10 protein-coding genes and 1 pseudogene are annotated in these 11,398 nt (G+C 60.3%); 7 read left to right on the top strand and 4 right to left on the bottom strand.

Annotated features, from left to right (window positions below):
- The 3 genes from B3187_RS03380 to B3187_RS03370 all read right to left on the bottom strand — a co-directional run.
- Window positions 1–461, bottom strand: a 461-nt coding sequence (locus B3187_RS03380; RefSeq protein WP_286804577.1) for a GDYXXLXY domain-containing protein, incomplete at its 3' end; no start/stop codon positions are given.
- Window positions 454–1,506: a DUF4401 domain-containing protein gene (locus tag B3187_RS03375; RefSeq protein ID WP_286804576.1), complete on the bottom strand. Its 1,053-nt coding sequence runs from the start codon at window positions 1,504–1,506 to the stop codon at window positions 454–456. The genes B3187_RS03375 and B3187_RS03380, both read right to left, overlap by 8 nt.
- Window positions 1,490–2,458, bottom strand: a complete 969-nt coding sequence (locus tag B3187_RS03370; RefSeq protein WP_286804575.1) for a DUF2157 domain-containing protein — start codon at window positions 2,456–2,458, stop codon at window positions 1,490–1,492. The genes B3187_RS03375 and B3187_RS03370 overlap by 17 nt, the downstream gene beginning before the upstream one ends.
- A 340-nt stretch (window positions 2,459–2,798) precedes the next feature.
- Between B3187_RS03370 and B3187_RS03365 the strand changes: the two genes are divergently transcribed.
- The 7 genes and pseudogenes from B3187_RS03365 to B3187_RS03340 all read left to right on the top strand — a co-directional run bounded on the left by B3187_RS03365 (window position 2,799) and on the right by B3187_RS03340 (window position 10,695).
- Complete coding sequence (locus B3187_RS03365) at window positions 2,799–3,947, top strand: metallophosphoesterase family protein (RefSeq protein ID WP_286804574.1); 1,149 nt, start codon at window positions 2,799–2,801, stop codon at window positions 3,945–3,947.
- Window positions 3,944–6,583 (top strand): AAA family ATPase, encoded by a 2,640-nt coding sequence (locus tag B3187_RS03360; RefSeq protein ID WP_286804573.1) that lies wholly within the window; start codon window positions 3,944–3,946, stop codon window positions 6,581–6,583. The genes B3187_RS03365 and B3187_RS03360 overlap by 4 nt, the downstream gene beginning before the upstream one ends.
- Before the next feature lie 102 nt (window positions 6,584–6,685).
- Window positions 6,686–7,735, top strand: a pseudogene (locus B3187_RS03355) (DUF6351 family protein); the annotation flags it as partial.
- Complete coding sequence (locus tag B3187_RS17515) at window positions 7,721–8,245, top strand: tannase/feruloyl esterase family alpha/beta hydrolase (protein ID WP_414673667.1); 525 nt, start codon at window positions 7,721–7,723, stop codon at window positions 8,243–8,245. The pseudogene B3187_RS03355 and the gene B3187_RS17515, both read left to right, overlap by 15 nt.
- Before the next feature lie 19 nt (window positions 8,246–8,264).
- Entirely contained in the window at window positions 8,265–8,669 is a 405-nt protein-coding gene (locus B3187_RS03350) for an FAD-binding oxidoreductase (protein WP_286804571.1), read from the top strand.
- A gap of 167 nt (window positions 8,670–8,836) precedes the next feature.
- Window positions 8,837–9,634: a hypothetical protein gene (locus B3187_RS03345; RefSeq protein WP_286804570.1), complete on the top strand. Its 798-nt coding sequence runs from the start codon at window positions 8,837–8,839 to the stop codon at window positions 9,632–9,634.
- A gap of 65 nt (window positions 9,635–9,699) precedes the next feature.
- Window positions 9,700–10,695, top strand: a complete 996-nt coding sequence (locus tag B3187_RS03340; protein ID WP_286804569.1) for a hypothetical protein — start codon at window positions 9,700–9,702, stop codon at window positions 10,693–10,695.
- A gap of 6 nt (window positions 10,696–10,701) precedes the next feature.
- Here the strand turns inward: B3187_RS03340 and B3187_RS03335 are convergent.
- Window positions 10,702–11,398, bottom strand: a 697-nt coding sequence (locus B3187_RS03335) for a S8 family serine peptidase (RefSeq protein WP_286804568.1), incomplete at its 5' end; no start/stop codon positions are given.

The raw sequence follows: 11,398 nt of genomic DNA, 5'->3' as shown, positions 1-11,398 counted from the left end.
TCGCCTTCCTCGTTCACTCGAAACCGCCCATACCGGGCAGCCTCATAACGCTCGGCCTGCCCCTCCTGAAAAAAGAAGGCGTTGGTGGCGAACAGAATCCGGCCGTTACGTTGACGATAGAACAGGGCGCGCTGGTCTTCCTCAAGGGCGGTGGTCGAAGCGGCGAGTCGGACAAAGTGCGCGATACTCTGCTCATCCAGACGCACGATGGCGTAGCCTTCGGAAGTGTCGTCGGGTTCATCGTCGGCCTGGCCGTTTGAGCGGACGGCGTCACGGATCTGATTGCCGATTTCAAAACGGAGCGTCATGTAATCCCCCTGCATCAGCGAGCGCGGGTCCACCGGGGCGAGCTCGAGATACATGATTTCACCCTGGGCCAGATGCTGCTCCTTCTCATAAATGGAAAAATTGACGAGCACCAATATGGCCAGGGCGGTGACCAGTGCGATTCCCCTACGCATCGGTCATGTCTCCAGAGAGGCTGGCCGACCAACGATTCAGGCCATAGCGCACAGCGAAAAAAAACAGTCCGAGAATCAGCAGAGTGAAGGATTTTTCCAGTAGGGTCAGGTCCAGACGGTAATAGTAGGTGGAAATGGAAAACAGCAGAGACAGTACGCCCAGCCCCATCACGATCCGGTGGTTGATGGCGAACCCCAGGGCAATCAGTGCTGCGCCCTGCGTCAGACCGAAAGCATAAGAGGAGGCCAGACAAAGAAGCACCAAGGTGACCGCACTGATAATCAATGCGCGTCCAGTCAGCGCCATTGGGTTCACGCGGATCACCCGGTAGGCCAGATAGCCAAGCGCGGCGCCGGTCAGCCACTCGCCCAGCCAGTGGGGAAACCAGGCGATTGCGAGGCTGTCTTCCACCAGCTCGGGAAAACGGATCAGGTACTGCATGACCAGCAGCCCGAGCGTCAGTCCCATGGCGATGTTTTTCAGGGCGTTGCGGTGCTGAGGGTAGTGAAATTCGTTCAGCCAAAATACACAGGTGATACCCAAAACGACGGGCGGAATACCGTACACGGCTCCGGTTTCCACGCCGAGAAAAAACAGGGATAAGCCCGCAAACAACGCGGAAAATATTCGGTGCAACTGACTCGCCATCAGCACGGCAAGGGCTGAATGCAGAATCAACATTCCCACCCAGAACAGGGCGTTGATATCATCGAGCCAGTAGGCGATGGCATAGGCGACCAGCAATTGACCGGCGAGGCTGGAGGCCAATACCAGCTGCTCCAGAAAAACACTCTGTCGGTGAAGCAATAAACCAAAAGCGCCACCGATCAGCAGTAAACCCAGCACCAGGGCGATGATCGGCTTATCCAGTGCCTGAATGAATCCCAGGCCGAGAAAACCCAGAAGAAACAGCGCGGCCAGCCAGCCACCGATTCCCTGAAGAACAAGCAGATACCAGGGAATCACCGGCCCTTGATCATTGCCCGGTTGAAGGCCGATACCGGCTTCGGCGAGGCGGCGCTTTGCGTCAGTGTTCTGGTTCATGGTGCATAAGCCGGTTCAGATGAATCAGCCACTTCACCAGGGCCGTGGTCGAGCCGATGGTGATGGCGCTAAGCAGAAAGAAGACACCGTCTTCCTGCAGGTCGGTGTGCGCAATGAACAACCCGTCGATGACCACAATCACGGAGAGGCAGCCGCCGGCGAGCATAAACAGGTCGGGCTTGAGGTACCGGTAAACGCCGTAAATGGCCGCCAACACCAGCGCGTAGATCAGTAGCTCGCCACTGATCAGGGTGTCCGAGCTGCCTATCAACGCCAGTATGGTGGCCGCCATCCCTACGCCGGCGGCAATCAGGCGCTGAGCCCAGCCGGTATCGAGCCAGGTCAATCGGCGCGCCGCCAGCTCCCACCCAATCAAACTCAGGGTATTGATGACCAGCAGCGCCCAGGCCAGGCTGGTGTCCCCGGTCAGAATCCAGACCGAGCCGAAGGTGCCGTGATAGAGCATTGTGGCCAGATTCCAAAGCCCGATCACCAATACCCAGAGTGCGGGCAACCGGGCAATCAGCGCCCAGGGCAGAATCATCAGGCTCCAGGTAAAAAACAGCTGCCAGGGGTCCGCGCCGGTCTGATAGGTTTGACCGAACAGGGCCAGCAAACCGCCCACCACCAGTGCCGCGGCAAACAGCGCCGCTTTCGCCGCCAGCCCCCTTCCACCTTTCCAGAAATAGGCGCTCACGGCGATGAGCAACGCCAGCTCAACCAGCGCGAACCGACCCAGATGACCCAGCTCGGTCCAGTTGTAGGCAATAAAAAACAGCAGCGCAAAGCCAAGCGCCAAAGCGCTGAGCCAGAGCAGAAGATGATCGAGGAAACGTTGCCAGCGGGGCAGGGAAGGATAGAGGCCGAGCAACGTGGCCGCACGCTGGTAATCAGCAGGAGCGAGTTCCTCCTGCTCAATCAGATGATCCAATTGTCGGCGCGCCGTATCCATGAAAGCAGGTCCGTGTTCGTTTTCAGGCAGTATCCACAAGCCACCCAACACCGTCAAGCACCCATACCGCCCGTTGTCCATCGTGCGGCTAACACCCGAAATCTGCGTAGGGCGGATAAGCGCCCAAAGGCGCGCATCCGCCGTAACCCACCCCAACCACATCCACCGCCCCCGCCCTAAAACCACCCAAGTTCTGTAGCCCAGCAGTTAGGGTGGATAAGGCCGGAGGCCGTCATCCACCGCTCTCGAGTCCTAAGCCACCCACACGGTGCCGCTCAACGCTTAAATTCGGTAGACTCCCTCCCTCTATGATCGAACCAAGCAGAAAGGACCCGGCCCCATGCCCCGCTTTCTCCACACCGCCGACTGGCAGATCGGCCGCCAATACAGCCGCTTCGCCGAAGAAGACGCCTCAATCCTGGCGGACGCCCGCTTTACCGCCATTGAGACGCTGGCCGCGCTGGCCACCGAGCAGGCCGTCGATGCCGTCCTGGTCGCCGGGGATGTGTTCGATGCCCAGAACTTATCGGACCGGACCATCCACCGCACCTTTCAGGCCATGGCCGGCTTTACCGGCCCCTGGCTGCTCCTCCCCGGCAACCACGACGCCGCCCTGGCGGAAAGCGTCTGGACTCACGCCCAGCGCCTGAGTGCCGTGCCGGACAACGTCGATCTGCTCCTGACACCGGAAGTCCGTGTCTATCAGGACCTGGGCTTCGCCGTGCTGCCCGCGCCCCTGACCCAACGGCAGACCTACAACGACCTCACCGAGTGGTTCGACCGTGCCGATACTCCAGACGGCCTGCCGCGCATCGGCCTCGCCCACGGCAGCGTCGAAGGCCAGCTGGCCGAGGAAATCGACTCCACCAACCCCATTGCCGCCGACCGGGCCGCCACCGCCCGGTTGGACTATTTGGCCCTGGGGGACTGGCATGGCTACAAAACCATCGACGCCCGCACGCGTTACAGCGGCACGCCTGAGCAGGAGCGGTTCAAGGACAACGGCGCCGGCCAGGCATTGATCGTCGATATTGAGCAGCCCGGCGCCGAGCCCCAGGTGCAGCCCCACACAACCGGCCAGTTCCAATGGATAAAGCACCAGGGCACCCTGGCCGTGGCCAGCGATCTGGATCGGCTAATCGCCGAGCTGGACGCCCTGCCGCCGCGTTCGGTAGTGGACCTGACGGTGGACGGCGAAGTGGACCTGTCCGGTCACCAGACGCTGTTGCACTACCTCGGTGGAGCCGAGGCCCGTCACCGCAGCTTTCAATCTCACCTGTCCGGCCTGAACCTGATACCCACCGAGGAGGACATCGCCGCACTGCACGCGGACGGTTACGTGGGCGAGGTTATTGGCGAGCTGCGCGAGCGGCAGGAAGGCCAGGGCGAGGAAGCCGATACCGCCCGCACGGCCCTGGCGATACTGGCCGGCATGCTGCGTGAAAATGGCACGACTTCCGAGAGCGAACAGGTGGAGAGCGCCCAATGAAGTTGACCCGTCTGCGTCTCGACCAACTCAAACAGTTCCGCCAGCCCCTGGAAATCCGCGATCTCACCGACGGCATCAACCTGTTTGTCGGCCCCAACGAGTCCGGCAAAAGCACCCTGGTGCGCGCCATTCGCGCCGCCTTTTTCGAGCGCTACAAATCCAGCAGCGTGGACGACCTGCAGCCCTGGGGCGACACCTCGGCCACCCCCGAAATCGAACTGGAGTTCGACTGGCAGGGCGAGCACTGGACGCTCAACAAACGCTTCCTTGGCAAAAAGCGCTGCGACCTCAAAGTCGGCAGCCAACACTTCAGCGGTGAAGAGGCAGAGGAAAAACTGGCCGAGATGCTTGGCTACCAATTCCCCGGGCGCGGCGCGAGCAAAGCCGAGCACTGGGGCATTCCCGGCCTGTTGTGGGTAGAGCAGGGCGCGGTGCAGGACATTCAGGGCCCGGTCAACCACGCCGGGGAACACCTGCAATCGGCGCTGGGCCAGAGCCTGGGCGAAGTGGCCAGCAGCGGCGGCGACGAGCTGATCGCCCGAGTGGAAAAAGAGCGTGCCGAATTGCTGACCAGCACCGGCAAGGAAACCAAAGACTACAAAAAAGTGTTGGAGGATTACCGGCACAGTCAGGAACGCCTTGAGGCCCTGAACCAGTCCGTCGAACAGTACCGCCAACAGGTGGATCAGTTAGGCTCATTGATCGAACAAAAACAGACCATTGATGCCGTCCGCCCTTGGGAAGAGCAGCGTAAAAAAGCCGACGCCGCAAAAACCCAACTGAGCGAAGTCCAACGCTGGCAGAGCGAACAGCGACAGGACCAGCAAGTCCTGGACAGCTGCCGCCAAAGCCAGTCGGTGTATCGCCAGCAACTCAAAGACTTTGAAAACCAGCAGTACCAACTGACCCAACGCGCCGAAGAAAAAGCCAAGGCCGACGCACAGTGGCAGGAATGCCGCGACCGCCGGCCCCAATTGGAAAAACGCCGGGCCGACGCCCAGCAAACTTACGAGCAGGCCCGAGCCCGACGTGAGCAAGCCCGTCACCAGGCGGAACGCGCCCGGCTGCAACAACAGGTCGACCAATTGGCCGAACGCCAAAGCCAACAAGCGGATACACTCAAGCAGGCCACCGAACGGCATGCGGCCTTAAAGAAACTGCATGCGGAACAGCCCGCCAAAGACATGGACCCAACCGCATTGGCCCAACTGAAGCGCATCGAGCAGGCCCTGGCGGAATTGATCATCCGACAGAAAGCCCTCGCGACCCGGTTGAACTACGAGCTGGAAACGGAACAGTCCATCACCATCGGCGAAGAGACGGTCACCGGTGAGGGTGAAACCCTGTTGGTCGAGGCCACCGAACTGCGCATCCCCGGTGTCGGGCGCTTGAGCATTCAGCCCGGCGGCACTGACGTCGCCGACCTCCAGCGTCAGCAGGAAACCCTACAAGCCGAGCAGAGCAGTTTGTTGCGACGCCTCGGCGTCGCCAGTCTGGAGGAAGGCGAGCAACGTGCCGCCGACAATCAGAGGCTCGCACAAGCCATCGAACGCGAGCAAGTACGACTGGACGCCCTCGCCCCCAAAGGCGTGGACGCCCTGCGCTCGGCCGCCGAGCAGGACGACGCCCGCCTGGAAGCGCTACGCGTACAGCTGGCAGAAGTGCCCGAAGCACAAACGGACGTGCCCTCGGAAGAAAACGCTGAGGCGGAACTGGAAGCCGCCCGCGCGGAACTGAAACGAGCCGAAGACGCGCTCACTCAACACCAACAACAAGAGGGCCTGGCAGAGCAAAAGAGCACCAACGCCCACGCCGAATGGGATAAGCTCAACGCCCAACTTCAGGCGCCGGATCGCAAAGCCCGCGAAGAGCAGGCCAATAAGGAGCTGACCGACCTCAAAGCCCGTGAGCATCAGCTCACCACCGCCATCGACGCCCGACAAAAGAAAATTGATGCCGAACAACCCGAGGTGCTTGAGCAGGATATCGAACGCTTTACAAAGTCCGCGAACGCCATGGAAACCCAAGCGCGGGACAGGGCCCAAAGCATCCGCGACCTGCAAGTCCGACTGGAAGAGCAGGGCGCCCAGGGCCTGGAAGAAAAACGCGATGAAGAGGCGCAGATCAACCAACGCCTGGCCCAACGCCGGGATGAACTGGCCCGACGTGCCCAGGCGCTGGACCTGTTACTCAACCTGCTCAAAGACAAACGTCAGGCCCTGACCCGTCAGCTGCAGGCGCCCCTGCAAAAACACCTGAACCACTACCTGAAACTGCTGTTTCCCCAAGCCCACCTGAGTGTGGATGAAAACCTCATGCCCACCACCCTCACGCGCCCTCAAGGCACGGGAGAAGAGCAGGGCGACCTGCCATCACTCAGCTACGGCGCAAGGGAACAAATGGGCCTGATCAGCCGCCTGGCCTACGCCGACCTGCTGCGCGAAGCTGGCAAGCCCACACTCATCATCCTGGACGACGCCCTGGTCCACAGCGACGCTCAGCGCCTGGACCAGATGAAACGCATCCTGTTCGACGCCGCCCGCCGACACCAGGTGCTATTGTTTTCCTGCCATCCCGAGAATTGGAGGGATTTGGGGGCTACGCCGAGGGATTTGCAGGGGTTGAAGATGGGGTAGAGGACATTCTGTATCTTCGAACGGTGAAGATACATCTACCCTTACTTGAATTGCTATAACTCATTTGCCTCGGCTGTTGGGGCAGCGATAAAAGGAACGAAAATGATGAACCGATTGACAATTGGGTTGGCGGCTTTGGCCGTTGCAGGATGTGGGACGCACGATCTTTCCGACGGCGATGCCGCAGTGGCTAACAATGCCTGCACAGCATTGACCGGACTTGAAATGGCGAACACCGAAATCACCCGCTCCGAGGAAAAGCCAGCCGGCTCCTTCAGCTTCGGAGCCGGTCCCGGTAGCACTTCGGTGGAGCTGCCCACTCATTGTTATGTCGAAGGCATCAGCAACGAACGCACAGGAGCGGACGGCAAGACCTATGGCCTTGGTTTCGCGCTGGCCATGCCGGCGGACTGGAACGGTCGGTTCCTGTTTCAGGGTGGCGGCGGGCTGAATGGCACAGTGCATCCGCCGCTGGGCGGCAATGCGGCTGGTGATAAGCCAGCTTTGGCGCGGGGTTTTGCGGTGATTTCCACCGATGGTGGACACAAGGGCGAGCACGGTTTCGATGCGTCCTTTATGGCCGATCAGCAGGCCGCGCTCGATTTTTCCGGACAATCCGTGGCCAAGGTCACCGAACTGGGCGAGGAGATTGTGAAGGCCCATTACGGGCGGGCCGCGCATCATACCTATATTTCCGGCTGCTCGACCGGCGGGCGCGAGAGCATGCTGGCCGCGCAGCGCTATCCCATGCTGTTCGATGGTGCCGTGGTCGGTGCGCCGGCCATGCGCACAGGAAACTCAAATTTCGCCCTGCGTAAGGCGGTGGTGGCCTTTAACGAAATAGCGCCCCGTGACGACGAGGGCAATCCGCAGGTTGGCCGCGCTTTTTCTCCGGCAGAACGCCGCGCGGTGCATGATGGGCTATTGGCGCAATGCGACGGCCTGGATGGCCTTGAAGACGGGGTGGTCGCCAATGTCCGTGGTTGCGACTTCGATCCCAGCCTGCTCGTCTGCGAGGAAGAGGGCGACGATTCGTGTATCTCACCGGCGCAAGCGGACGCGCTCGACAAGGCCTTTGCGCCGCTGGTCAACAGTGCCGGCTACGAGATCTATCCCGCTTTTCCGGTCGATACCGGCATGATCGAGGGGAATATGACTTATATTCCGGGTGAGAATTTCTTCTCTCCCGGCGCCAGCGCCCAGCAGACCGCAATTGATATTGATGCCGAAGATGCACAGCTGCGCAATGACCCGATGCAGTCGCGCACCGATAGCTACGGTTGGACCAACTTTTCCACTTTTCTCCATCGGGGTGGAAAAATCCTGTTCTATCACGGCGTCAGCGACGCCTGGTTCTCGGCCTACGACACGCTCGAGTTTTATCAGCGGGCCGGCGAAGCCAATGAAGACTGGAGCGATGCCAGCCGTTACTATCATGTGCCCGGCATGGGCCATTGCGCCGGTGGGGCCAATACTTATGATTCCTTCGATTTGCTGAGCGCGGTCGTCGATTGGGTGGAAAACGGCGAAGCGCCGGAGGGTATCATCGCTTCGCGCGAAAACCCGGAGCCCGGCAACCGCAAGCTCTGCGCCTATCCAATGCACCCGCACTATATTGGCGGTGACAAGACGTCTGCCGATAGCTATGAGTGCCGCCGGTAGCGAGTCAGCGTTGGGTGTGATGAAAAGAGTTCTGGCAACGCTACTGTTTCTTCCGCTTGGTGCCGTTGCCGGCGACCTTCAGCCTTTTGAAACCGATGGGTGCAGTTCCTTTCCGGACGGCACAGTCCAGAATAACGAACTCTGGTTATCCTGCTGCATTGCCCACGATTATGCCTATTGGATAGGCGGCACCTATCGGGATCGTCTTGACGCGGATAATGAACTCAAGCGTTGCGTTGCCGATGTCGGGGAGCCTGAAATCGCAATGCTTATGCTGGCTGGGGTCAGGGTCGGGGGCACCCCCTTTCTGCCCACGGAGTTTCGCTGGGGGTACGGTTGGCCGTTTCTGAGAGGCTACAAAGCTCTGACTGAGAATGAGCTGGACCAAATACGGGCGTTGGAAGGAGAAGGTGATTCCCTTTAGCCGCTGGCCGCTTTGCGGAATTCCGAGATGCTATTGGTATCGAGCAGGTACATCAGTCCCTCTCGGCCGGCTTGACGCCGAGGCGGCGGCCAAGTCGTATGTCGAAGGAATAAATCTACTGCTGAGACGTTAACTGATTGAAACCCAATCAGTAGGAGGTCTTAGTCATGAAAAAATCAACACTTGTACTCGCCATCGCTTCTGTTCTGGCTCTGCCAAGTTCGGCCCAATCCATCAATGCTGATGCCGAGGCTGACGCTCGCGCTAACGCCCAGATGCAGACGTCCGGGGCTCGTGAAGCCAGTGAGCCAGCGGGCGAACAGGGTCGGCAGAATCGTTCGTCTGTGGGCGCCCGCGGCAATGCGGGTGGTTCTGGAGCGGAGAGCCTGCAGCGCGAAGAGTCGTCCACTCAGGATGAATCGGCTGAAACGGAGACTGAGGTAGTCGACACCGGAAATTCTATCAACGACGGTGCCGACGACACCTCAGATAGCACTACCAACCTGGCGGGCGAGTCCCGCGCCCTAGTGGAAGGTGCTGGTGAGGTCACTACGTCAGCGTCACAAAGTGCTGAGGGGCGGGCCGAAGCCGGGCTGAACACAGCGGTCTCCGCGCGTGAAGACGCACAGAGCCGTGTGGAACAGGCGCAGGACGTTGCTGAGGCTACCGTTCAGAGTGGCATTGATACCGCTTCGGACGTCCGCACCCAGGTTGAGACGCAAGCCGCTTCGGCGGTGGAGTCGGCCAGTGTTGCCGCAGAGGCTGGCGCCGATGTGGCCGCCGAAGTCAGCCAAACGGTGAGCAATGAGGTGTCCAATTCCGTGAGCTCGGCAGCGGCGACCGCGGTGGATGCGGAAGTGGCCCAACAGGTGAGTGCGGCGGTGGCCGACCAGGTGACCACTGAAGCGGCCGGGGCCGTTGAAGCCTCCGTCAATCAGGCACTGAACGCCAATATCACTCGCTAATATCCCTTGTTCATTGGCACCGGTGGGCCTCGGCCCGACCGGTGTTTTTTTACGGAGTCATTCCCATGAATATGAATACACTACCCCGAATGGCACTGACCCTTGCCGCCGCTTTGTCCAGTGTTACCGCTTGTGCTCAAAACGATGAGGCGTCGAATAACAAGGCTGATTTCAATGTGAAGCTCCACGCTGGCGGTGCCTATGATTCGACGCTGTCGGTTGCGTCGCTGGACCAGACATCTAACCAGGGCGACTGGGCAAATGTGTTTTACGGCCGGGTCGGTGGTGAGCTTTATCCGACCGAGCGTATTACCCTGAAAGGCAGTTACAGCCTGTCCTCGCGTCGATACCACGAGGTCAGCGAATTCGACCAGGACCTGGGTATCGCTTCGCTTGATGGTGCCATTGATCTGGCGGGCATTACCTGGGGTCTGAGTCGACACGTCGCGGACGCCGAGCTCGCGTCCGAGCCCTTGCTGGATCTGACCAAGGACAGCTTTTATGCTGCCAAACTTTTTAGTTCGGGTGTTTATGTTCGCGGTGCCTACACCGAGAGCGAAAAGCGGTTCGAGAACAACCGCGATCGCAATGCCGATGGTGAGGAGCTGGCCGGCGATGTGTATTACTTTTTCAATGATGCACGCACTTTCTGGTCATTGGGCGTTAGCCGCCAAGAGGAAGAAGCTTACTCGCCGGCGTTCGACAATACCGCGCTTAAACTGCGGGCCCGCTATTCCCATACAGGGTCGATCGCCGGTCAGGAAAGCAGGATTCAGTTGGGCTGGCGTTACCAGGATCGGGATTACGGCAACGAGCAGTCGCTGCCAGTTACCGATAATGAAACCGGAGAAGGGCTGCCCGGAACCGGTGACCCCATGTCGCCAACCGGCACGGGCACCCGGCACGACCGCAGTCATGTGGTCGAAGCAATCTGGACACTCAGTTTTCTGGAGTGGCTGGCGCTGGAAACCAAAGTCGAGCACGGTAACTACCGTTCGAACTTTGATGCGGCGGACTACCGGGAAACCGGCGTATCGGCGCTGCTAAGTGTGGAGTTCTGATTACTGTTATTGCAGCAGGCCGTGACCGAAAATCGGGTCGCGGCCTGCCTCCCCAAGATCTTTCGCTTGCCCGGCCAGATATTGCACCACGTTCCCACTTGAGGCCAGTTGCTTGGCCAAAGCACAGGCCACATGGGCGGTCACCGTCGGAGCGGCCATGGAAGTGCCGCTCTCATGACCAAACTCCCCCGTGCCCCGGGTGGTGCGTACCGACACGCCGGGGCCGGCAAAATCGATATGCTCTCCACGGTTGGCCCAGCGATACACCTGCCCGTCGGCATCTACCGCGGTACTGGCGATCACGCCACTATAGGCCGCCGGGTAAAGCGGTGGGGCTGCCGGGCCTTCATTACCCGCTGCCGCGACTACGGCGATACCGCCAGCGGTAAGACGCTCCATTACGGTGGCGAGCACGCGATTGTCGGGCCCCGTGAGGCTCATATTGATCACGCTGACTTCCTGCCCGATCAGCCATTCCAGACCCGACACCAGATGCATCATGGTGGCGCCCTGGGCGTATTGGTTGCGGCTGTAGAATACCGAGGCGTTATAGAGCGTCGCCCCCGGCAACCGCGCCGGCGTCTCGTCAATGATCCCCAACATCAGTCCGGCTACCGCCGTGCCATGCCCGGTGGGCGGGCCCTTTTCGTCGGTACCCTCGGGGTCTGGTAAAAAGTTCCGTTCCACGATGCGGCTGTTGATC

The organism is Marinimicrobium sp. UBA4209, assembly GCF_002381585.1.
GTDB classification, from domain to species: domain Bacteria; phylum Pseudomonadota; class Gammaproteobacteria; order Pseudomonadales; family Cellvibrionaceae; genus Marinimicrobium; species Marinimicrobium koreense.
Note: the sequence above shows the minus strand (reverse complement) of the source record. Positions and strands in the feature narration are given on the sequence as shown.

Excerpts from the sequence above, each read along its gene's own strand:
- B3187_RS03345 (WP_286804570.1), top strand. The coding sequence starts at position 8,837 with ATGAAAAAATCAACACTTGTACTCGCCATCGCTTCTGTTCTGGCTCTG.
- B3187_RS03365 (WP_286804574.1), top strand. The coding sequence starts at position 2,799 with ATGCCCCGCTTTCTCCACACCGCCGACTGGCAGATCGGCCGCCAATAC.
- B3187_RS17515 (WP_414673667.1), top strand. The coding sequence starts at position 7,721 with ATGATCGAGGGGAATATGACTTATATTCCGGGTGAGAATTTCTTCTCT.
- B3187_RS03350 (WP_286804571.1), top strand. The coding sequence starts at position 8,265 with ATGAAAAGAGTTCTGGCAACGCTACTGTTTCTTCCGCTTGGTGCCGTT.
- B3187_RS03360 (WP_286804573.1), top strand. The coding sequence starts at position 3,944 with ATGAAGTTGACCCGTCTGCGTCTCGACCAACTCAAACAGTTCCGCCAG.
- B3187_RS03375 (WP_286804576.1), bottom strand. The coding sequence starts at position 1,506 with ATGAACCAGAACACTGACGCAAAGCGCCGCCTCGCCGAAGCCGGTATC.
- B3187_RS03340 (WP_286804569.1), top strand. The coding sequence starts at position 9,700 with ATGAATATGAATACACTACCCCGAATGGCACTGACCCTTGCCGCCGCT.
- B3187_RS03370 (WP_286804575.1), bottom strand. The coding sequence starts at position 2,458 with ATGGATACGGCGCGCCGACAATTGGATCATCTGATTGAGCAGGAGGAA.